This window comes from Sunxiuqinia rutila, assembly GCF_050589705.1.
GTDB classification, from domain to species: Bacteria; Bacteroidota; Bacteroidia; order Bacteroidales; family Prolixibacteraceae; genus Sunxiuqinia; species Sunxiuqinia rutila.
In genome coordinates this window covers 1-23,104 of sequence record NZ_JBNGOT010000006.1, presented here as the reverse complement: position 1 = coordinate 23,104, position 23,104 = coordinate 1, and the positions used below count along the sequence as shown (strand labels likewise).

General features: G+C 35.7%; 22 protein-coding genes. 9 read left to right on the top strand and 13 right to left on the bottom strand.

Annotation, left to right across the window (positions count from 1 at the left end):
• Positions 1 to 3: 3 nt before the first annotated feature.
• From ACRD6K_RS08765 to ACRD6K_RS08710, 12 genes are all read right to left on the bottom strand, one after another.
• A complete protein-coding gene (locus ACRD6K_RS08765) occupies positions 4 to 1,116 on the bottom strand; it encodes a hypothetical protein (protein ID WP_430972950.1) in 1,113 nt (370 codons plus the stop codon).
• Between the two features lie 31 nt (positions 1,117 to 1,147).
• On the bottom strand, positions 1,148 to 2,551 hold the full coding sequence (locus ACRD6K_RS08760; protein ID WP_430972949.1) for a relaxase/mobilization nuclease domain-containing protein: 1,404 nt from the start codon (positions 2,549 to 2,551) through the stop codon (positions 1,148 to 1,150).
• Positions 2,552 to 2,641: 90 nt separating this feature from the next.
• On the bottom strand, positions 2,642 to 3,235 hold the full coding sequence (locus tag ACRD6K_RS08755) for a hypothetical protein (RefSeq protein WP_430972948.1): 594 nt from the start codon (positions 3,233 to 3,235) through the stop codon (positions 2,642 to 2,644).
• Between the two features lie 16 nt (positions 3,236 to 3,251).
• Positions 3,252 to 3,518, bottom strand: a complete 267-nt coding sequence (locus ACRD6K_RS08750; protein WP_430972947.1) for a hypothetical protein — start codon at positions 3,516 to 3,518, stop codon at positions 3,252 to 3,254.
• Between the two features lie 8 nt (positions 3,519 to 3,526).
• On the bottom strand, positions 3,527 to 4,174 hold the full coding sequence (locus tag ACRD6K_RS08745) for a hypothetical protein (RefSeq protein ID WP_430972946.1): 648 nt from the start codon (positions 4,172 to 4,174) through the stop codon (positions 3,527 to 3,529).
• Between the two features lie 24 nt (positions 4,175 to 4,198).
• The gene (locus tag ACRD6K_RS08740) at positions 4,199 to 4,606 is read right to left on the bottom strand and encodes a plasmid mobilization protein (RefSeq protein WP_430972945.1); all 408 of its coding nucleotides are present in this window, start codon (positions 4,604 to 4,606) and stop codon (positions 4,199 to 4,201) included.
• A gap of 392 nt (positions 4,607 to 4,998) precedes the next feature.
• Positions 4,999 to 5,484 (bottom strand): nucleotidyltransferase, encoded by a 486-nt coding sequence (locus ACRD6K_RS08735; protein ID WP_430972944.1) that lies wholly within the window; start codon positions 5,482 to 5,484, stop codon positions 4,999 to 5,001.
• The gene (locus ACRD6K_RS08730; RefSeq protein WP_430972943.1) at positions 5,456 to 5,662 is read right to left on the bottom strand and encodes a hypothetical protein; all 207 of its coding nucleotides are present in this window, start codon (positions 5,660 to 5,662) and stop codon (positions 5,456 to 5,458) included. Before ACRD6K_RS08730 ends, ACRD6K_RS08735 begins: the two co-directional genes overlap by 29 nt.
• 83 nt (positions 5,663 to 5,745) lie before the next feature.
• Positions 5,746 to 6,651, bottom strand: a complete 906-nt coding sequence (locus ACRD6K_RS08725) for a toprim domain-containing protein (protein WP_430972942.1) — start codon at positions 6,649 to 6,651, stop codon at positions 5,746 to 5,748.
• A gap of 32 nt (positions 6,652 to 6,683) precedes the next feature.
• Positions 6,684 to 7,715, bottom strand: coding sequence for a hypothetical protein (locus ACRD6K_RS08720; protein ID WP_430972941.1), 1,032 nt, complete (start codon positions 7,713 to 7,715; stop codon positions 6,684 to 6,686).
• Positions 7,716 to 7,978: 263 nt separating this feature from the next.
• Positions 7,979 to 8,230: a hypothetical protein gene (locus tag ACRD6K_RS08715; protein ID WP_133465324.1), complete on the bottom strand. Its 252-nt coding sequence runs from the start codon at positions 8,228 to 8,230 to the stop codon at positions 7,979 to 7,981.
• Positions 8,227 to 8,472, bottom strand: coding sequence for a hypothetical protein (locus tag ACRD6K_RS08710; RefSeq protein WP_133465325.1), 246 nt, complete (start codon positions 8,470 to 8,472; stop codon positions 8,227 to 8,229). The genes ACRD6K_RS08715 and ACRD6K_RS08710 overlap by 4 nt, the downstream gene beginning before the upstream one ends.
• Before the next feature lie 89 nt (positions 8,473 to 8,561).
• Between ACRD6K_RS08710 and ACRD6K_RS08705 the strand changes: the two genes are divergently transcribed.
• The 3 genes from ACRD6K_RS08705 (at position 8,562) to ACRD6K_RS08695 (ending at position 11,593) form a co-directional block, all read left to right on the top strand.
• The gene (locus ACRD6K_RS08705; protein WP_133465326.1) at positions 8,562 to 8,966 is read left to right on the top strand and encodes a hypothetical protein; all 405 of its coding nucleotides are present in this window, start codon (positions 8,562 to 8,564) and stop codon (positions 8,964 to 8,966) included.
• An 820-nt stretch (positions 8,967 to 9,786) separates the two neighbouring features.
• Entirely contained in the window at positions 9,787 to 10,947 is a 1,161-nt protein-coding gene (locus ACRD6K_RS08700) for a tyrosine-type recombinase/integrase (RefSeq protein ID WP_430972940.1), read from the top strand.
• 106 nt (positions 10,948 to 11,053) lie between these two features.
• The gene (locus ACRD6K_RS08695; protein ID WP_430972939.1) at positions 11,054 to 11,593 is read left to right on the top strand and encodes a dihydrofolate reductase family protein; all 540 of its coding nucleotides are present in this window, start codon (positions 11,054 to 11,056) and stop codon (positions 11,591 to 11,593) included.
• A gap of 468 nt (positions 11,594 to 12,061) precedes the next feature.
• On the opposite strand, the gene ACRD6K_RS08690 is transcribed toward ACRD6K_RS08695, so the two are convergent.
• The gene (locus ACRD6K_RS08690) at positions 12,062 to 12,946 is read right to left on the bottom strand and encodes a helix-turn-helix domain-containing protein (RefSeq protein WP_062128698.1); all 885 of its coding nucleotides are present in this window, start codon (positions 12,944 to 12,946) and stop codon (positions 12,062 to 12,064) included.
• A gap of 166 nt (positions 12,947 to 13,112) precedes the next feature.
• On the opposite strand from ACRD6K_RS08690, the gene ACRD6K_RS08685 reads away from it, so the two are divergent.
• From ACRD6K_RS08685 to ACRD6K_RS08660, 6 genes are all read left to right on the top strand, one after another.
• Positions 13,113 to 14,141, top strand: coding sequence for an efflux RND transporter periplasmic adaptor subunit (locus ACRD6K_RS08685; protein WP_062128700.1), 1,029 nt, complete (start codon positions 13,113 to 13,115; stop codon positions 14,139 to 14,141).
• Complete coding sequence (locus tag ACRD6K_RS08680) at positions 14,138 to 17,272, top strand: efflux RND transporter permease subunit (RefSeq protein WP_430972938.1); 3,135 nt, start codon at positions 14,138 to 14,140, stop codon at positions 17,270 to 17,272. Before ACRD6K_RS08685 ends, ACRD6K_RS08680 begins: the two co-directional genes overlap by 4 nt.
• Positions 17,262 to 18,626, top strand: coding sequence for a TolC family protein (locus tag ACRD6K_RS08675; RefSeq protein ID WP_430972937.1), 1,365 nt, complete (start codon positions 17,262 to 17,264; stop codon positions 18,624 to 18,626). Before ACRD6K_RS08680 ends, ACRD6K_RS08675 begins: the two co-directional genes overlap by 11 nt.
• Positions 18,623 to 19,387 carry a glycosyltransferase family 2 protein gene (locus tag ACRD6K_RS08670; RefSeq protein ID WP_430972936.1) on the top strand — a complete coding sequence of 255 codons (765 nt, stop codon included), beginning with the start codon at positions 18,623 to 18,625 and terminating at the stop codon, positions 19,385 to 19,387. The genes ACRD6K_RS08675 and ACRD6K_RS08670 overlap by 4 nt, the downstream gene beginning before the upstream one ends.
• A gap of 1,477 nt (positions 19,388 to 20,864) precedes the next feature.
• Positions 20,865 to 22,007: a helix-turn-helix domain-containing protein gene (locus tag ACRD6K_RS08665; RefSeq protein WP_430972935.1), complete on the top strand. Its 1,143-nt coding sequence runs from the start codon at positions 20,865 to 20,867 to the stop codon at positions 22,005 to 22,007.
• Between the two features lie 151 nt (positions 22,008 to 22,158).
• A complete protein-coding gene (locus tag ACRD6K_RS08660; RefSeq protein ID WP_430972934.1) occupies positions 22,159 to 22,812 on the top strand; it encodes a DUF6448 family protein in 654 nt (217 codons plus the stop codon).
• Positions 22,813 to 23,104: the final 292 nt, after the last annotated feature.

Here is a 23,104-nt window from a genome sequence, read left to right as displayed (position 1 = left end):
ATGTTAACGTTTTAGGCCGGTATTGGCTTTAAATGAATAGTTTTCTTTTTGTTCCTTATCCAGTAGTATGTTTTTATTGAAAAAATCGAGACTGAAAGTGGCTTTGGAGTCGAACCGGTTGAACGAGATATTCTTTCCATTCAACAAATCCAGTTTTTGTTCCTCTGTTAGCTTCGAAAGACCGGATTTATTCAATAAGTTATTGAAGTTATCGGTTGAGAGAAAGGCCAGCTTATTCAGGTCAGGATCCACTTTCACGAACGAATCAAACTCACCTTTTTCAGACGGAAAGGACTTCTTTATAACATTTCCGACAGTTAGTTCTTTTTTCTCAGCATCTGTAAACGTATCTGAGATGTTTAACTCCTGTAGTTTGGGATTAACATTGATCCGCAATTTTCCATCTTCCCGCTTTAACGAAAATTTGGCCGGATATTTTTCTCCTTTTGAACTGGTAAGCTCGTACACCTGATTGGTCTGTTTTCCTTGTAACAGCTGGTGTCGGTCTTTACTATCGATGGCCTTGGTATCCAGTTCAAAAATTGTCTTAGGTAATTCCCGGATATCAAATTTCTGCCCGGGTTTGAATTTGTATACGCCCTTATAATCTTCATGATCAATGGGCAGGCTCAGTCTGTTTTCACGAAACAGGGTAATTTCTTCCGGGAGTTCGGACTTATGAAGATTAAACTTTACACCTGAATTGTTTACCAAATGAAAACTTTCGTCGTCAATATCCTTAATAATGCCTTTAAACTTTGAGTCAAAAATAGGGAATGCAACCTTGTCGCCTGGTTGCAGCTCGTTCACCTTGGCAGTTTCCGGTTTGGTATCTCCAATTTTCAGGTTGATATGCTTGTCTGAAACGGATTCGAGTTTTCCCCGGTGAAAGTCGTAGCCCATTTTAACGCTTACAATGTCTCCGGGTTCGATAATACTTCCTTGATCCGATAATCTTTGGAATTCATCGGCATGGATGTTATACTGTATTTCCGGGTTACCAACAGGATTGTAATAATATTTCATTTTGCTCTCGCTCATATTATAAATAACCATTGGTTCGTTGTCCTGTAAAAAGGACATTCCTACGTTAGGAGAATTTCTACTTAGCTTCATAATGTTTTCTTTTTGATTTACAATTATTTATTTAGCGATTCACTTTTTTCTTTCTTTTCTTCCTTGCCTTTGAATCATCAACATCATTGGCAAATACATTCGTATTAAAACCGCTGAAAGACCTATCTAAGTCGTTGTCAATTTCCTGATCATTTGTATAGCTATTATTCAATGTATCGTAATGATTCTGGTTCAGAATTTCAGAGGCGGTAATAATATTCATTGAGCCAACGTCGAGCAGAAACCATTCTCCGGATTCCCGATAAGCTTTAATGTTTAATCGGCTTAGATTGTCAAACGAGTTTCTGTCAAGAAAATAGTTAAGCATTTCCCGGTAATGGATTTTCTCCAGGGAACTAAGCTGGCGGTTGCAATTTATTTTATACTCAGGGATCTTGTAATACCTGGCTAATAATTTGGATTGCTTCGGATTGTCAACATTGTATTTGTTGGCGATAAAAGCCCGCTCGCCTGCTTCCGAATACTTTTGCACTGGCCTGTTTCCGGTAAACTGTTTTAGTTTCATGATTTCACTTCCTTTAAAAACAGACTTCTTTGCCCTGTCAATTACGGTATAACCATAAGGAGGTAAACCATCCTTGAAATGAAAAACAATGTCTATCCCGAATTTTTCTTTTAGCTGTTCAGTTAGGTCAGACTTGTAGCCAATAACTTTTCCTTTTCTCCCTCCTGCAAGATTCTGATGTTCCTGCCTCAGTGTGGTATCAACTTTACTACTGTATTTCTTAAAAATGGCTTGCAATTGAGAAATGCGCTTCTCATTGGTTTTTTTGGAAGCAAGTAAGCTGGTAATATCATTTTGAGAATAGGTTTTAACCAGTTCTCCGGTTTTAAAGAGATTAATATTTCCGTCTTGCTCGCGGACACTGTAGCCGGATTTTTCGTAAAGTAATTTGAACTGAGCGAGGGATGAAAATGAATAGGCTTCCAGTTTTTTTACATCTTCATTTATGGCCTGGTGAGGATGCTGCTTCAAAATATTTTGAAGGATCCGGTTCCCCCTGTCTCCTTCAAAACTGTCATTGATTTTTTTCCCGTTCTTATCGATTCTTGATGAAACGATATGCACATGGTTGTTGTTGGTATCTGAATGAGCAACAATAATAAAAGGATTCTCGCCATACCCCATTTTTTCCAACCAGTTTTCGGCAATTTGGGTAAGTTCTTCTTTTGTATTTTCCCTTCCCTTGCATGAGATCATAACATGCAATTGTGGGTCTTTTACTCTGGTGTTTGATGCCGACCAACTTTTTAAATAGTTCTTGACTTCTTCCGGTTTAAGGTTGTGGGCAGCATCCTGTAGTATTCCAAAATTCCGGATGCTCATTAGCTTACCGGTCTGCCGGTCCACCTTATTTGTATTGTAGCGAACGCCGCCAAATGAACCGGTTTTAGACAATATTTTAACTCGCATATTAAATTATTATACTGAAATGTTTGGGAGAAAGAATGTGAAGATTGGAATGTGTTGTATGAAATAATTTCTCAATAATGATGTTTTTCATTAATGATAAATATCCGCAAGATCATTAACGAGGCTTTTAGGTTCAGGATTGGAGAAATAGTCATCAAAATTATTCTTTAACTCAGAGAAAAGTGAAAAAAATAATACAGGGTTACATTCGAATTGCCATACCTGTATTTCTTCTCCTTGTAACTCATTTACTTTTTCGCAAAAATTAAATATCAAATCATTAAGGTGTCTTTCAAAGGAATCTTTATTAACCTCAATATTCAAGTACAAATAACATCGCCAAACAATAGTTTCTCTATTTTCAGAAACATTGCCAGCAATAATTCTTAGTATTGCCGGATTACATTTAATAGAACCTGTATCTGAAAAATCATAATTTATATCTTTTATTTCATCATTTGTAAAAATATAATAAACTCTAACTGCCCCTATTATTGTGATAATTCCATTTGCAATGAAGGCAATAGAGATGATCATTTTTGTACCATCATTTACAGGAAGTAGATTTTTTGAAAAAATGGTAATTATAAATGCAAGAAGAATAACCATAATATAAATGGAGATTGTTCTTGATAAGTTCTGTCGGTATTTATATACAAAAGGGCACATATTTGTTTTATTCATAAGTCGTTGTATAAATTCAAGTTTCTCCATTTTGGGTAGTGCCGGTTATTATATAATCCTCAATAAAATTTAAGAGCTCTTTTTCGTACCTAACGATCTCTTCTCTTTTTAAAAATGAAATGGAATGAATAATGATATGTTGAGCTTCGATTCGGGCATGATCTTTACCATGTGCTTCCATCCACTTGCGTAAATGTTCTTTTACAGCAGTTTTTGCATAAGTATTGCCTTTTGCTGCCGAATTTATAACATCCTTTGGAAGGATTAGATAGTCTGATAGCATAGCTGAATTTATTTAGGGACATACTCATTTTTTCTAATGAATTTAGGAGCTTCGAAGAATTGCCGGAAACTTTCCCAACAATCATTTAATCGCTCGTCAAATACATCATTCCCAACTATCCGATAGTTCGTATTTTCATCAAAAGCTATTCCTATTGCTTCCCACTTTTTCGAAACTTCATCGGTTGAATGAGCAAAAGGACTTCCTTTTAACCGGACAATTTTTCCGTGTTCAATTTTATAATCTGTTTCCCTGAAATTGAGCGTTATTTCCTTCCAGTCAATTTCAACTTCCAACTGGTGATTAAATTTTAGCAAAGTTGAAAATATAAGGTCCCTTCGGTAAGCCGGTTCGTCTGTTAATTTCTTAATCGCCTTACTAAACGCAGAGTAAAACACATTTACCGCTTCAGCAAAATCAGTATAGGTAATTTTGTTGTATTCATTTTTGTATTTATAAAGAGCAGAAGGAGAATCGATAAATCTTAAGTGGATCTTCTCGATATTCCTTTTCATACATCTTATTGACAAACAAATTGCCTTTTTATCTGATAGATGCATGTAGGTGTCTTTAAAGTTTAGATTTGATTTTTTACCCTGCATATCCTGAGTATAAAATGGGAAATAGTAATTGTATTGCAGGTTTGGTCCTTTCATTGTCAGGTGTTTTATTGGTTTCTGCTATTTGGCCATTTCCCGAATTAGGGTTCTAAATGCAATCCTCACTTCCTCTTGTTTTTTTATATGTTCCAAAAGAACTTCTTCAAGTCTGGTTGCAATTTCAGGAGTAAGCTTTTTTTCGATGGTTAATGTGTTCGTGTATTTCGCCAACTGGTTGATGTTGTTGCCTTGCCTGGAAAGTTCTGTCCCCAGATCGTGAATTTCTTTTAAAAACTCAACATGATTGAATGAAACATTTTCGTCAAAACACTTTCTTAAAATGTATTCGGTCATTGTTAAACCATAACTTTTAGCCAGTTCTTTAATTCTGGTTTTATCCCCTTTGTTACAAACAATATGAATTTCTGCTATCCTTTTTTCAGAATTAGATAGTTTAGGGCGACCGCCCTTATTTTTAATAAAAGTCATATTGGCTGTTTAAATGATTGAGTTGCGAAATCATTTTCCCCCAAATTGTATTTGGGCAAGGAGGTTTTTATGTCCATAAAAACACTACTTGCATCTTAAAAAACGCAAGCCGGTGCATGAAGCTTCGGCTGAGTAAGGAAAAACGGGGTGTGCAACTAAAAAAAAAGAATATTGGGGCGACGTTATGATGCTATCAATGTAACAGAGTAATAAGCGATCATAGTAACTGTATCAAAAAAATGTAGCAATAAAACATTATAACATTGTAACATTCGAACATAGTAGCAAAGTAACACGGTAACATTATTACCAAGTAATAAAGTATGATGATTGGAGGGTAACAATATAACAAAGTAACTATGTGGTCTTTGATTGGATTAAAGTGTTCCTCCTCATTTTTGAGGATTCTCCATTATTCTTTTTAGCTCTTCAATGTCAAGTAAATCTTTGGTGCGGCCGGATTTGATCTTGCTTGTAATCAGATCATCCACAGAGAGCACATTCCATTTCATTAATTTGGAACCTTCTATTGTTACTACAGTGCTATCTTTATATGCCTGATCAAAACTTTTATTTACAGAAAACTTTGTTATAAGTTCCAAATCCAGGTCGGCAGGGGAAAACTTTACAGAGATGTTTTGTTTTTGCTCTTTTACGCTTTCGGGAAAATCTGTTATTTCATATCCCATTTCATTAAAAACTTCCAGTAGCCTGTTAAGGTTATCCTTCTGGGTATCAATCCAAAAATCTACATCGGCCGAATGTCTTTGGAAACCATAAAAATTAACAGCTCCTCCGCCAACCAGCAGCATCCGTACTTTATGTTTGTTTGCCAATTTTAGAAAAGTATCAATGTTTTCTTTCCAGATGTTTTCCATGTTCACCTATATTGATAATAAAATTTTCATCGATCTTCTTCATTTTCTTCCCCGGGAACTGCATGATTTTTTCGCTCAGCGACAGGAAAGAATAGAAACGTTCTACTGGTGATAAGGCCAGAAAATTATTTTTCTGCTCCTCATTGGCTTCCTCTTTTGTTCGGTATAAAATTCTCATTTCGAATAAATATAACAACGTAACAAAGTAACAACGTAACAAAGTAACAAAGTAACAAAATAACATTGAAACATGGTAACATGTTATCTAGTCAGGCTTTTTTTTTGTGTGGGTAATTCTGATACGATTTTCTCATTGTAATCAGAAAAACCAGAAAACAAATATCGCTTGTCTTTCGATAGAGGATAAGCAATTTGGAATTCCATAGTCGCTTTATTGCCGCTTTTGTCGTTATCGAAATAGAGGTTAATATCTGAATATTTCTTATTGGAATAAACTTTGTCTATTGCCTTCTTAGTTAGTGAAGTCGAGTTTAAAATAACATTTGTGTCTTTCAGCGAGACCTCTTTTTCCTTTAATGCAGAAAGGAAATCCATTGTGCCTTCAAAGGCATTCATGCGTTCGCCATTCCCAATTGTAAGGAGGTCTTTTTGACCAATACAAATTTTGCCGTATTTTGAGCGAACATCGTAGCCTCCGGCATCATTGCTCCATCCAACGCCGAAATAGCGTTTACTGGCTCCTGAGTCGTCAATATAATCGTAATAGACCTCGGATACGATCCCGCTTTTTACAGCTTCATTAAAAATTCCACGATCTTGCAAGTAGGATGTAAGGGCAAAGTTGTTTCCCAAGGGCTTTACACTGGCTATTTCGTGTTTCTTTTGAGCTGTTTTTCTGATCGGATCTTTTTCTACCTGATGATTTGGGAATGGTGTCTTTTGGGAATATACGTTCAGGTGTTGAATAGCCTCCCTTAGATTGGATCTCTTCATTTCCATAACCAGATCGATTATACTCCCTCCCTTGCCGGAACCATGATCGAACCAAACACCTCTTGAATCATTCACGGTAAACGAGGGGGCGTTATCTTCTCTGATTGGTGAGCGATAAAATAACTCATTACCGGATTGCCGAACAGGTTTAAATCCTTCACTTCTTAAATAATCGGAAATCAGAATTAAGTCTTTTATTTGTGTTGTATTCATAGCAAGTTTATTTTGAATTACAGGAGAATAAACTAGAATCCGTTTTTTAGGATATTGAATGCCTGGTCGTCGGAGATGTCTTGAGTAAATACCTTTAGGTACGTTTTTTTTAGTTCCGCGACTTTCAATTCTTTGTTTGCTTCGGAGTTTAACCAGTTTTGAAAAGAATCGATATCGTGACTTTTTCTTGTGTACTCAAAGAATGCTTTCAATTCAGTTATAAGTGCAAAAAAGAACACATGCTCTTTACTAAGGTGTTTTCCTGAATTATCTTCCTGGAAATGTAATTTGACATTGTATTTTGTATTCCCGGATTCTACAAATGAATAGAAGAATGGAAATTTTGCTTTATCTCTCAAATGATTAAGACTGTTTTGCAAAGCCTCCTTTTTATGGAAAGTTGTTTTGCCATAAATCCCGGCACGATTGGCCATTGCATCAACTGAAACAGTTGTTTCGCACAAGCCTTTAGACCTTAGCGTATGTCTTAAAATAGACAGATATACAACTAAGGCCTGACGTCTTTCTTTTCCTTTTGTCAATCCTGCAAGCCGGTAGGCATCAATGTCAATTGAATAATAGCGACGAATGAAGCCATTTAATAGTTCGTGGCTTATTTTTACGTCATAAATTTTTGCATGTGACTTGGATTTGGCGATTGTGATCTTTACATCACTCAGAAGTCTAATCGATTCTAAATGCACAATGCTATCTCCGTTCGTATCTTTATACACACTACTGAAAATAAGATTATGACTCATCATGCGTAACAGGGCATAATCAAAAACCGTTTCAAACGAGAATCCTTCAATTACCGGAGCATTTTTATTTGAGAAACGTGAATGCCTCATTGCAAGTTCTTGTCTTCTTCTTCCGGTAACTTTACAGAAGTCTTTTAATGTGAAACGGGTATAGCCAAACAGATCTGTTTTCATTTGCCGGGAAATAAAGATGATAAAATCAAGTACCAAGGTCGCATCATCATCAAAACTGCTCCGTATATCAGAAAGGTTATCTGCGATGGCTCGATCAAGCCTACCATATTGTGTGAAAATGTCATTCATAAGTATGACTATTAAAATTGGGAGCATCCTCCGCACGACCGGAATGGGGGCTTACCCAGATGCCATCTATAATGAATCCGCTACCACTGGATAAATGGTCACGGCAGAATTTCATTCAATAATTGGTTGACCTTAACCACTATTGGTGTTTGTCAATTCAGCTTATTGCAGCCTCCCGGCGTCTGCAACCCGGTAAGTTCGCGCCATGTTTTTCTCCCCCTTGTTGTACCATAAATCGGGGATGCGCACAGAACTATATCATTTCAAAGATCGAAGAAGTTATTGTCCGGCACCCATTCCGGATCCCGGTCCTGGATAAACTTTAGTTCATCCGCATATTTTTCACATAGCGTTTCAAATTTTGCGTTCATCATAGTCCTTATTACCCTTCTCAGTTTTGTTCTCGCCTCAGGTTCTTCTCGTTTGGTTTTTGGAGAAGTTTGCTTTCGAACTTCATCCTTAACCAGGTTGGCGATATTACGGGTCAATAGTTCTATGTCCAATTCAGGGGTCATTGGCGTTGTTTCTCTTTTTCGTAACTTAAGCCGGTAACAACGAAAAGGATTTCTCTGGCGGCTCGTATGATTTCGGTTTTTTGAACTTTTGCGCCATTTCTCAATTGATATAAAATTTCGGAGCGAGTGGCACCGGTTCGTGCCTGAATCATTGAAACCATGCCGCGTGGCATATTGTGGCAGATGAATATTAATTCATCTTGGGAAGCCTTTTTGAAAGTATTATCACTTAAATTATGCATATTTGAACAATCATAAATGAATAACACAAACATAGAAGAAAATTATCTTCTATGCAAGAGTTAAAGAAGAGAATTATCATCTTTTTAGTATGAGTCTTTTAAAGCGATTGCAGGAACTGGTTGAAAACGAAAAGATAAGCCTGACCTATTTAGAACAAAAAATAGGTGCAAGCAAGGGCGTTCTGAGCAGGGCTGTAAAGAAAAATACGGATATTCAAGCAAAATGGCTCATAGAGATAGTTGAAAATTATCCCCAGTATAATGCCGAATGGCTTCTTACTGGCAAAGGTGAAATGCTCAAGGAGTCTATACGACCCGAAGAACAATTCAGTGGTACCGAAAAAAGTTTAATGGATAAACTGCTGGAAAGTAATGATAAGCTCATCAAATTTCAGCAGCAGGAAATTGAACAGCTAAAGAAAGAAATAGAAGCATTAAAATCTGAAATCCACCCGCAAAAGAATGAAGATAGGCGTGGATTGGGAAAAAAATAAGATCACTTGGCGAAAATTGAAATCTAACCTTTTTCTTTTAGTTGTCATAGTCTATAAATAAACTGAAATCTTTCTCGAAAATTTGGCTTTTCCCTTATATGAAAATATGTTATATATATATCATCGAAAAAGCGGACACCCCAACAATGTAAGACTTTCATTATTAGCGATATCGTTTCTGTGCATCATCGAAAAAGCGGACACCGAAACTTAATCTATCGAAATAGTGTACACCGAAAAGCTATTTCATCGAAATACCGAACACCGAAATAGGAATCTATCGAAATACCGGACACCCAAATAATGGGTTATCGAAATGCCGGACATTGAAAATCGTTTTTATCGAAATAGTGGACATCGAAAATGTCGATTATCGAAATACGGGACAGCCATATCGGAATACCGGACAACCAGAAACTGTAAATTGATCGTTTAATCCTGTTTGCTTCTTTGGTTCCGCGTAAAGTCAAGACACTAGATATTTTATGAGGAAAAGTTGGATGAATGACTTCAGTAGCTTGTTAGTAGAAGTTTGGCATAAAAGTTTGATATTGTTAGCTGTATGATTATTTTTAACAAAAAAACTAATGCAATGAACCAGCCACATAGTGCCACTCAATCAAAATTGAATATCAGATTATCTTTATTATACTATTCGAGACTTTTATCCTTCAGTATCACATGCAAAGAGCATTCATTCAGCAAGTTGCAAAATTCAAGAAAAGACAATTTACAGGACGCAACAATCAATAAATAACAAACTAAAGCCATTAACATTGCAAAATAATCGTTACATTTAATGCACTAAAACTACCACCTTTTGAATACGCGCCCGCAAATAAAGCTCGAATACGGAGAACACCGCCAACAGCAGGTTGTTTTTGTACGGTTTGCGTTTAACCGGGAAATTAGCGAGCTGGTAAAAAGTACACTACCAGTGCGTTGGAGCAGAACTCATGGATGCTGGTATATTGCAAGGGAAAATTTTGATTTAAACCACCTCTTTCAACATCTCAGAGGGAAAATATGGCTCGATTATTCGGCTTTAAAGCCAAACAAGAATAAGCATCCACAACAAGAACCAGCCCAGACAAAACGCAGCTATAATCTTAATGCCGTTAAGGTTCGGTTATCGGCGAATGTAAAAGTACAATTAGGGCATTTTAAGAAATGGATGGAACAACGCCGATACGCAACAAACACAATAAAAACTTACGTTCACCAATTAGAAATATTTTTTGGGTATTATGCCAGTCGTACACCGGAAGAAATTACAAAAGAAGATGTTACACGGTTTAATTCGGATTTTATAATTAAAAACGGCTTAAGCAATACATTTCAAAACCAAACGGTAAGCGCCCTAAAACAATTTTTCGAGTTTTTAACCACCAAATCGTTAGACGTTGATGCGCTTGAACGCCCCCGCCGAAGCAGGCCACTGCCAAAAGTAATTCCGTTGGAGGTGGTACAGGAAATGCTTGCACGAATAGCTAACCCAAAACACAAACTGGCCTTAGCTACCATTTATGGTTTAGGACTAAGAAGAAGCGAGTTGCTTAATTTAAGGCTTTCGTCCATTGATTTTCAGCGCGCATCGGTTACCATATTAAACGGAAAGGGGAAAAAGGACCGGGTATTGCCATTGCCCCCAAAACTGGCCCGGATGATGCAGAATTACATTCGTATTACCGAGCCTCAAACGTGGTTAATAGAGGGGAATTTAAAGGGACATCCTTACTCGACAACCAGTTTGCAAAATATTTTTGATAAATACATGACCAATGTGAAGAATAATCATAATTTTACTTTGCATTGTTTGCGACACAGCATTGCAACCCATTTACTGGAGTCGGGCACCGATTTACGTTATATACAGGAGCTTTTGGGGCACAAATCGTCGCGTACAACCGAAATATACACCCACGTAAGCATGAAAAGTTTAAAAAACATAAAAAACCCGCTTAATGACTTTGAACTGTAAAATCATAAAACATGAACATATCCAGCAACATATGATGTGTAGAGTTGAAAAATATGAACAGATAAGTAAGTTAGCATTCATATAGACAAAGAAGACGAAAAAATAAATGGATAAGAAAAATAGCGTATTTATCGCGACAAGTTTAGACGGATTTATAGCGGACAAAAATGGCGGAATCGATTGGTTGCATTCCATTCCAAATCCAGACAATGACGATATGGGATATGCGGAATTCAACAATGGAATTGACGCTCTTGTCATGGGACGAACAACATTCGAAACTGTAGTCGGATTTGATGTTCCTTGGCCATATAGCAAACCTGTTTTCGTATTGAGTAACAAACTGAAAGAAATGCCTGAATCTCATAAAGACAAAGCCTTTTTAGTAAATGGAACTCTAACGGAAATTTTGGAGCAAATTCACGGAAAAGGATATGGAAGATTATACATTGATGGCGGAACAACAATCAGGAATTTTTTAACAGAAGACTTGATTGATGAAATGGTTCTTACGACTATTCCGGTTTTATTAGGTGGTGGTTCTTCATTATTTGGAGAGTTGCCGAATGAACTGAAATTTGAACTAACTGAAACAAAAACATTTCTTAATCAAATATCACAGAGACACTATAAACGGAAAAGATAAAATACGAAATGCTAACAATGTATATAAAAAATAGGCGAAATAGTGCTAAAAATAAAGCTTTTGGCTCGCATCCAACTTGGTGTCAATCTGAAAGTTTCTCACTTCAAAATCGCCTACTTTTTATATACTAACCGTTAGCTGCAAGTGCAAAGAACCAAACTGCAACATTGAAACCTAATTATTAATTAAAAAAACGGATAGAAAATATTAGCACTTTGATTGAAGGTTGGTGCAAGAAAAAATTAGTTTTTGCCCGCCCACTTCTGCCCTTCGGGACAGTTGGGGAAGCCAACGCACATTGCACACATTTGCAAATCGCACAGGCTGACGCACAGACCGAAATTTGCAAAAGAGTGCAATTTCTGCCAACGCTAAAAAGAGTTGATGTTAGCTAATCACATTAGATTTTGATTTTTCAAGAAATATGCAGTACTGCTCATTGGTTGGACAGGATTTGATATAAAACATTTAATCTTTACGGTATTGCTTAGGAGTAAGACCAGTATGATGCTTAAAGTATTTGCTGAAAAACGATTGATTAGAAAAGTGTAAATAATCAGCAACTTCCCAAATAGTCATATCTGAGAATTTTAATAATGTTTTGGCTTCTACTACAATGTAATTATTAATCCATTCTGATGCCGACAGATCACTAATATCTTTCATTAAAGATGATAAATATTTTGGAGTAAGGCTTAGTTTTTCAGAATAAAAGCTAATATTATGTTGTTCTCTAAAGTTTTGTTGTAAAAGCTCCATAAATCGCATATAGTAGTATTCTTTACTTTTGGTTTTAACCTCACCAACATCTAATTCATATAAATCAACATCCTCTGCAATTTTATTTATAAAAGATATGGCAAAGCCACTAATTATATTTGATTTACGTACACTATTTTCAGCCTCTAATAAAAAGCTGAATAAATTAAAATAACTGATAATTATTTCAATATTCTCAGGTCTCGCTTTAAAGAGAGGGTTGTTTCTAACATGCATATAATAAGGAAGCAAGTCTGTTAAATCTATACTGATTTTCCGTAGATAATCAATTGATAAAAGAAGGACAAATCCCTCAAAATCGTCACTTACAGAATTTAAGCCAATAACATTTTCAGGTACGCTAATACCATAGTTATTGGGCGTTATCTTCACATTTGTAAGGTTAATATTCACATCAATATTTCCTTTTGTGCAAAAAAGAAATATAGCAGCATCAACTCTTAACGGAAAACTAAACAGGTGTATATATTCTTTTATACTTCTAATTAAGACAATTTCGGTATTTAGTCCTGTTCCAATTCTCTGTTTAAGCAATTGTTCTATGGTAACGCTAAAGAGTAATTGTTCTTTCATTCCTTTTTTTATCAAATATACCTAAATATTTGTAATAAACTCTCTGCAAAAACATACTATTCGACTTATAGAACAATTTATAAGAATTTAAGAGCTTTATTCTACAGCATCTCTCAGGTATCTTTGCTAACAGAAAATGATTAATAATAAATTAAAACGATTTAGAATGAATATCAGGATTCTGTTTCAGTTAGTTGTTCTGACTTTTATATTAAATGCCTGTTCGCAAAAAGGTGGTACAATTGAACAACACAAAGACACAATTTATGTAAAAACCTACAAGGTAGGTTTGCAAGAAGAAAAGACTACAAGCAACTATCTGGGTATTGTAGAGGAAGAAATTTCGGCATCAATTAGTTTTCCTTTAACAGGAAATATAGATGCAATAAAAGTTTCCGAAGGACAGAAAATTAAACAAGGTGATTTATTGGCAACGTTAAATGATTATAGCCTAAAGAATGCTCACTCAATGGCTTTAGCAACGTTAAATCAAGCTGAAGATGCTATGAAAAGAATTCAGATGTTATATGACAATAAAAGTTTACCTGAGATACAGTATATCGAAATGCAAACTAATTTGGAAAAAGCTCGTGCTGCTGAAGCTATTGCCCGTAAAAACATGAACGATAGTAGGCTAAAAGCTCCTTTTAGTGGTGTTGTTGGTAAAATAAGAGTAGAAGCCGGAGAAAACATTCTGCCAAACCAGCCTGTAATTACACTTTTAAAAATTAGTAATGTACATGTCAAGGTAGCCGTACCCGAAAACGAAATCAATAAGCTTAAAGTAGGGCAAACTGCAAGCATTCGTATCTCTGCTGTTTCAACCGATTTGTTTCAAGGAAAAGTGATAAGCAAAGGTGTAATTTCAGATGCTATATCACACACCTACCCCGTGTTAATATTAGTAAAAAATAATGAGTTTCTATTACTGCCAGGAATGGTGAGCGAGGCACAAATAAATAGTGGAAACTCTAATTCAAAAGTAGTTGTGCCAAACAACAGCATCTTAATAGATGGGGATGGCAACTATTATGTTTGGAAACTCATGCAAGGGAAAGCAACAAAACAAGTAGTTAAAATTGGTACGCAAAACCATAATGGTGTAGAGATTTTAAACGGACTAATTAATGATGACGTGATTATTACCGATGGTTACCAAAAAGTTTCAAACGGACAAAAAGTAGAGGTATTATGAAAAAAAATATAGGAGCAATTGAAGCGGTTATGCGCCATCATAAATTAATGTTCTTCTTTGTAGGAGTATTAGTTCTTTTTGGAGTATTCGCTCTGGTTAAAATGCCAAAACAGGAATTTCCAACATTCACTATTCGTCAGGGGGTAGTTGTAGGTATATACCCGGGAGCAACTTCTGCTCAAGTAGAAGAACAACTGGCAAAAGCACTCGAAAAATTTTTATTTACATATAAAGAAGTTAATCGAGAAAAAACTTATTCCATGTCGCGTGATGGAATTGTTTATATTATGGTTGAACTTGAAAATAATGTACATAACAAAGATGAAGTTTGGTCGAAAATTAAACATGGCATATCATTATTTAAGATGCAGCTACCAAGTGGTGTCTTGGCAGTAATTGCTAACGATGATTTTGGGGACACCTCAGCGCTTTTAATTGCGTTGGAATCAGATACACGTTCTTACAGGGAGCTAGAAGACTATGCCGAGATATTGGAAACTAAATTACGCTTATTAAAGTCTGCTTCTAATTTTCGCCTTTATGGAACACAAAAAGAACAGATTAACGTTTATTTAAACCGAGAGAAATTAGCCATATATGGAATCAACTATAAAACTTTAGCAGCGAATTTATTCTCACAGGGGCTAACTACTGTTTCGGGAAAAGTAGAAACGGGTAATTCCAATATGCCTTTACACTTCTCATCAATTTATAATTCGGAAACAGAAGTAGCCGAACAGATAATATATTCTTCACCCGATGGTACAATTGTAAAATTAAAGGATGTTGCCACCATCACGAAAGAGTATGAAACACCCAAACGCTTTACTCAAAACAATGGTAAAAAATCTATCATTTTATCAATGGAAATGCGAGAAGGACACAATATTATAGCCTATGGAAATGACGTTGATGAAATACTTAAAGAGTTCGACACGCTAATTCCTGATGATGTTGCAGTACAACGTATCGCAGACCAACCAAAGGTAGTTGAAACTTCAGTTCAGAATTTCCTGCGTGACTTAGTCATTGCGGTTGTAATCATCATCTTGATTATGCTTATTTTATTTCCATTACGTTCAGCAATAATTGCTTCAACTACCATTCCTATAACCGTTTTTATAACACTTGGGTTAATGTATCTACTAAACATCCCGCTCAATACAGTAACATTAGCAGCTCTAATCGTTATACTGGGCATGGTTGTCGATAATTCCGTTGTTGTTATTGACGGTTATATGGAATACTTGGAGAAAGGAGTATCCAAGTGGCATGCAGCCGTACTTAGTGCAAAAAATTACAATGGAGCTATCTTTTTTGCAACTTTTGCTTTGTGCAGCATTTTTTTACCTGTACTAGCTATTTTCACTGGCATTTGGGCCGATTTTGTAAAACATTTCCCATGGACATTTAGCATTGCTTTAGTGGTTTCGTATTTACTGTCGATGTTTTATATTCCTATTTTAGAATTCTTGCTAATTAAGCGAAAAACAAAAGAGAAGAAATTTAACCTAAATACAATTATTCAGAAATTTTATGTAAAAGGACTGGATGCAACATTTCGCTATCCCTTTATTACTATTGCTTTGACAGCAATCTTTATAGTTGTTTCTATTGTTTTCTTTTTTAGTAATGACCAACGTATGTTTCCGAATGCAGACAGAGATCAGTTTGCAGTAGAGATTTATCTTCCACAGGGAACACCAGTTGGCAAAACAAAAATAGTCGCCGACAGTCTGTATCAGTTATTAAAACGAGATGAAGAAATTGTATCAATCACTTCTTTTATTGGGATGTCATCACCACGTTTTCAAACTACTTATGCTCCTAATATTGGTGGTGAAAATTTCGCACAGTTTATTGTAAATACAACATCGGAACAAAGTACTATTGAACTTCTTGATAAATATACCCCCTTATACCAAAACTATTTCCCGAATGCCTATGTGCGATTTAAACAACTGGATTATCAGTTGTCACAAAATCCGATTGAGGTTCGATTAACAGGGAACCAAATCGGACAATTAAAACAATATAGTGACACGCTTATAAGCGCACTTTCTGGTGTTGAAAGTTTAGTGTGGTTACATACAAATTATGAAGAAGCATTGCCAGCATTGCAGGTTGATTTAAACACAGCAGAAGCATCAAGATTGGGAATAGTGAAGAGTTTAGCAGAGCTTGAATTAACAGGTTATTATACAGGAATACCTGTAGGCACTGTGTGGGAAGCTGATTATCCCTTGTCGGTAATAATGAAAACAGACAAACATGAGGTAAATGATAATCCAAATAATGTTGATAACAAATACATTTCTACACTTTTGCCCGGGATTTCTGTTCCATTACGACAAATTGCTGATGTAAGACCTGTTTGGCACGAAGGGCAAATTGTTCGCAGAAACGGAGTAAGAACAATTACGGTTTTGGCTGATGTTAAGCGAGGATATAGTGAGACAGCTACTTTTAAAGAAATAAAAGGTATTATTGAAAATGAAATAGCTCCTAACTTGCCATCAGATATTAGTTATTCTTATGGAGGAATGCATGAAGGAGATATGGAAGTTGTACCTTCTATAATTGAAGTACTTATAATCGCTGTGCTTATAATCTTCCTGCTGTTACTCTTTAAATTTAAAAAAATAAATGTAGCACTGGCAGCCCTACTTTCTCTTTCTTTTGTACTTCCCGGTACTTCACTAGGTTTATGGATAACAGGTACACCATTGACCCTTACTGTTATTCTAGGGATAATAAGCTTATTTGGAATTACAATCCGAAATACGATACTAATATTTGAACATGCTGAAGATTTGCGGATAAATAAAAAAACTACTGCCCGACAAGCTGCTTACGAAGCAGGTCAAAGACGCATGGTTCCCATATTTTTAACATCTGCAACAACTGCAATCGGAATTATTCCGATGATATTGTCGAACTCTTCATTATGGTCTCCAATGGGTATAGTCATCTTTTATGGAACTATACTATCCATGATAATACTGGTCTTAACATTGCCAGCAATGTATTGGAAGATATTTCAAAAAGTAAAAATCAGGGACATAAGTAAAAAGTTTAGCAATAAAATTAATCTTTCGAACCAAAATAAATATTCATCAGATGAAGTATAGAAATGTAATAACACCAATAGTTTTGCTGTTGTCTTTAAATATTAATGCACAGACCGTTACTCTTGAGATGTGCAAAGATTCAGCAATACAGAACAATATAAATATTAAGAATAAACAACTTAGTTTAGAGGCTTCGCAAGAAGTAAAAAAGAATGCTTTTACAAATTACTTTCCTCAAATAGATGCTGGTGCTGTTGCTGTAAAACTAAACAAAAGTTTAGTTGAAGCAGAATTACCTGAAATGAATTTGCCAGTATATGACGGAAATCCAGCGAATCTGGCTGCTCCAACTCAGTTTACTTACTTTCCCGGGATGGGCTTGGAATTATTAGATTATGTTAATGCAGGATATTTAACTGCTGTACAACCTTTATATGTAGGAGGTAGAATACGGAATGGAAATAAACTCGCCTCTCTTGGTGTCGAATTTTCACAACATCAACTTAATCTTACGCAAGATGAAGTATTGGTTGCGACTGAGTTTTATTATTGGACTATTCTAGCACTTGAAGAAAAGAAGAAAACACTTGAAGGGTATGAAAAACTACTGAATAGCCTAAAAAATGATGTAAGTGTTGCCTACGAGGCCGGGTTAATTCAAAAAAGTGATTTGTTAAAAATACAACTTGAATTAAATAATATCAATGCAAATAAATTAAAGCTTAACAATGGTATAGATTTATTAAAAATGACCCTTGCTCAGCACATTGGTATTACATATTCAGGTAATTTACAAATCGCTGATACAGCTATTCTTGTTCACGATCCGGTAGAAGCATTTTGGAGTCCGGAAGAAGCTTTGCTTAAAAGAGATGAATATCAGATGCTAAACAAAGCAATAGACGCAGAAATACTCCAGAAGAAAATGGCAATGGGTGAATACTTGCCAACAGTAGCCGTTGGTGTTGCAGGGCTGTATCTTGATGTAAGCGAGCCTGATGGAGGCATGATGAGCTTTAACAATACCAACAGTATGGTTTTTGCCAAAGTTTCGGTACCAATCTCCGGATGGTGGGGAGGTTCACATAAAATAAAGGAGCATAAGCTAAAGGTAAACATTGCCCAAAATAATTTGGAAGAAAAAACGGAACTATTAAAACTTCAAATGGACAAAGCATATAAAGATGTTATTGAAAGTTATATGCAAATTCAGGTAGCAGAATCTTCAGTTGAGCAAGCTTTAGAACACTTGTCTGTTGTAAAAAACAGTTTTGATGCGGGTGTTGTAAGTACTTCTGACTTATTGGAAGCGCAAGCTATGTATCAACAAACAAAAGATGCTCTAATTGATTCCAAGACTGCCTATAAAATTAAATATGCAGAATATTTAAAAGTAACAGGGAGGTTATTATGAAAGCAAGTGTTATAATATGTGCTTACAATGAGGAAAAAACTATTGCAAATGTCTTGATTTCATGTTGCAATCTATTACCTGATTCAGAGATTATTGTAGTTGATGATGGTTCTAATGACGATACTCAAAACATTTTAAAAGAATTGTCTAAAGATTATTTATTCATAAATGAACGATTGGATAAGAATAGAGGTAAAAGTTGGGCAATGGTTCATGGTGTTGAGAAATCATCAAATGAAATAATTTTATTCTTTGATGCTGACGTTTCAAACATCAAAAAAGAACATTTTGATTTATTATTAACCCCTATAATTAACAATGAAGCAGATATGGTTTTAGGACAACCTTCTGAAACATTAATAGATTATCGAGTTAATCCTTTTAGGTCATTAACAGGTGAAAGAGCTATGCTAAAGAAGGATATTACCCCCATTCTTAATGACATAAGAGATATTAGGTTCGGAGTAGAGACATTTATTAATTTGTATTTTCAAAGACACGGAAAGAAAATAAAGTATGTTTTAATGAAAGAGTTGAAGCATCCAACAAAATTTGAAAAAACGTCAATATTTAATGCTTCAAAAGAGTTTGCAAGTGAAGGCAAAGAAATAGCTCTTACCTACTTAAATAATTATGAATTAATTACTCAGCGCATTGAAATATTAATAGAGAAATCGAATAAAAAGGCGAAAATTAAAATTAATTCTTTACAGAAGGAAGTCAATAATAAATTACAAGAATTAAAGGATAAATATTTTTAAAAACAGGAGTTCAAATAGTATAATATTTTACTACTTATACTTTCTAATATTCTCAGTACATTTAGGTTGTTTAAAATAACAAACAGATGTGAATCCGAAAGTGAAGTTTAGAATATCATCATTGAAATCCACTACACACAGCCAAGCACAATTGCAATTCGCACGAGCCAACGCATGCCCAAAAATTGCAATAGAGCTTGTCTGTTTGCCACCGCTTTTTTGCCGCCCCTAAAAACTAATTTTTTCGGGAGTAGTAGTGCTTCGATTGAAAGCATTAGTGTTCGTAAGTGACAGGTAATTAACTAATAGAGAATGAACACCAGCAGCTAACACATGGTATAGTGCATGCGGGTTTCAGCGGTTTTCGAAGGTTTGTGGCTCGTAAAAAAGGTCGGTGTAAACTGATAATTTATCGCTTCGAACTCCCGCACGACACCATACCATAAAACGTTGGCGCCTATTAACCTCGCACCACATATTTTCCGATAGAAGGTTTTGCACTCGGTAGCATGAAAAAATAGATTGATTGGCAAACGGAATCTTGAATTCCAAGCGTCTTTGACCAGGGTTTCGCAAAGTTAAGGTGGTGCTCAGACAGTGGGTAGGTATTTTAAAGATTTGTGCAGAGAAGGATTCAGGGGATTCTGCGGTTATCGTAGGAATGTGAAAATTCGCGGACCGGTGCTGGGTTTCGGTAGAAACTACCCGACTAGCAAAACGGACTTCTAAAACGGATTACGCGGATTGCTTTATCAAAGGTATCGTGTAGGTGAGGGGTGCGCAGACAACGGATAGGTGTTTTTAAAGGTTTGTGCAGAGTAGGGCACGCAGAATTTAGCAGTTTTCGAAGGGAGGTGAGGTTTAGGAGACCGGTGTCGGGCTCCGGTAGAAACTGGCTGAATGATGAAAGGGATTCGCAAAGCGTTATTTGCTTCCCGAAACGTTCAAAATGATTGATTGGCAGAAACGTGAAAATGGGGTTAGGGTCTTCAGCTTAGCAATTGTTGCACCCCAGCATCCACATGGTTAGAAAAGTCTACCTTTATAAGGTGTCGTAAGGGCAGCGGTCGCCATCAAAGTACTGGTCTCGTGTTTAATGTATCTGGAAGCTTCTATACATTGATTGGCAGAAACGTAAATCCAGTATCTCGTTAAGACAAATGTTTGCATACGGATTGGCAAACGGAATTTAAAGAACAAGAATTAGTTCCGGGGTGGTGGCGAAGTGGTAGTATTGTCGTTCGCAGACTTGTAAGAAGAGCAAAACGCGAGGAGGGTTGATGACAGGTGCCAACACGCAATATATTGCATAGCTGTTCGCTTATAGATAACAAATTGGTTTCAGGGCAGTGGCCCTATGTGGATAAGAAATTTACTATCAAAGAATACGCTACGCACTATATTGCCACACGTTAGGTTTCATGCAAAAAAACATGCTGCAAAAAATTGGCATAGTTGAATTTTATAGAAATAAACCATGAAATATATATTTTTAATAGCTGCCTTCAACGCTTTGTTTTTTGCGTTTTTGATTTTACAGAAAAAAAAGGCTATACATGATAAGATACTGATTTGCTGGCTAATTTATTTAGGTTTATACACAGGCATATACGCTTTGTTTTCAAATAAACTCTTTATTGAATTTCACCTTCTTTCAGCAAGTTTTATTTCATTACTCTTACTTCATGGCCCATTCCTGTTTTTGTATATTTCTGCATTAATTGACCAAAAGTTTCAATTCAATAGAGAAAAACTGTTACATTTTATTCCTTTTATCCTATTCAACCTATTTATCGTTATCGCTTCCTTCTTTCCGGAAATATCGGAAAGAATAAGACTAGACCATGTGGAAAGTGAACATGGGGCTCCTTTGTTGTTTAATTTATTTCTAATTCTTACAGTTTTATCAGGGCCATTCTATTTTATTTTATCAATGCTACTCTTTAAAAAATTGGACATTAATATTTTCAATTATTTTTCATCGTTTGAGAATGTTAACCTCAACTGGTTAAGAAAGCTTGTCTATATTTTTGGGGGCATTTGGACAGTATTAATGATTTTTGCCACTGTCCATCATGTTTTTCATATGTTCTCTTGGATTTTTTGCGCTCACGGTTTATCTCTTTCTTTGTCCGCTTTTATTATTCTGATTGGTTATTATGGCTTAAAGCAAAAAGAAATTTTCATTCAATATCCTGACCGGAATATCGAAGATGTAACTGAACCAAAGACGAAATATGCCGGTATATTTTTGAAAGAAACTGATATTGAGCATTATGTTAGTAAATTAAAACATTTTATGGCTACCAAAAAACCTTATCTGGAGGCTGACCTTTCACTACCTGAATTGGCAAATAAACTTGAAATACCTTCACATCATCTTTCACGGATAATAAATGAACAATTTGACGTTAACTTCTTTGATTTTGTTAATCAATATAGGATAGAAGAAGTGAAATCAAGGATAGGTAATCCTGAGTTTGATAATCTATCCCTTTTAGGAATTGCCTTCGATAGTGGTTTTAATACTAAATCGGCTTTTAACAGGGTATTTAAAAAAATGACAGGATTTACCCCGAGTGAATACAAGAATAAAATATCAGACGCAACACTCCAATAATTGAGCTGTCTTTTAGAGTCCTTTTTTAAGGAATAGGACTTCAAGTTGTTACTAAATGGGTACTACATTACAAAGTAGGTCGCACAAGGATATTTCTGAGCGTACTTTTGTCCCAAGATAATTTAGTAATAACAATTAAAAAATTTGTGTCATGAGAACAACAAAAATGAATTTGAGAACAGAAGTTCCAATGAGTCTTCTTAAAAACCGTAAAACAAGTTTACAGACAATCCTATCACTTGTATTTGTATCATTCTTTATGATATTCGGTTCACTTCCGGCATCTGCCCATTGCGACTCCTACGATGGTCCTACAATTAAAGATGCTACTAAATCCCTTGAAACGAACAACGTTAATTTAGTTCTGAAATGGATTACACCTGAACAAGAAAAGGAAATTATTCCTTTGTTCAATAAAACCTATGCTTTAAAAGCTGGTGACAAAGAAGTATATGCTATTGTTGAAAAACATTTCTTTGAAACCCTTGTACGACTGCACCGAGAAACAGAAGGCGCTCCATACACAGGGTTAAAACCTGCCGGAACTACTAAGCCAATTATTCAACTGAGCGACCAGGCAATTGTAAGTAAAGATATTGAAGACCTGCTTGGAAAGTTAAACAACCATATTGGAAAAGTGATAAAGGAGAAATACGAAAAAGTAGCTGCACTTGAAAAAGTTAAAAATGATTCTCCGGAAAAAGGCCGTGAATTTGTGGAAGCTTATGTTGATTACACCCATACGATAGAAGCTATTCATGATATAGTTGAACAAGGAGGTGGACACTCAGCACACAAACATTGAAATGATATCATTAATAAATACAGAATAATTTTAGAATCTTCCCTGATGAATTTCGGGGAAGATTTCTAATTTTAGATTCAAATAAATGCACGAAAACCTAACATCGTGTATAAAACATTGGGGTTTAAGTGGTTAACCGAAGTTTCTTCCCCGCATCAACCTTTGTGTCGGTGGATAGGAACGAAGCCCGCAATCCCCAACGTTTCATACACGTAACCGTTAGTACGCCGTGAGGCGTATTTTCTTCAATGGGTTCAATTCCCATCTGCCGAATTGACTGTTCGGGCAGTAA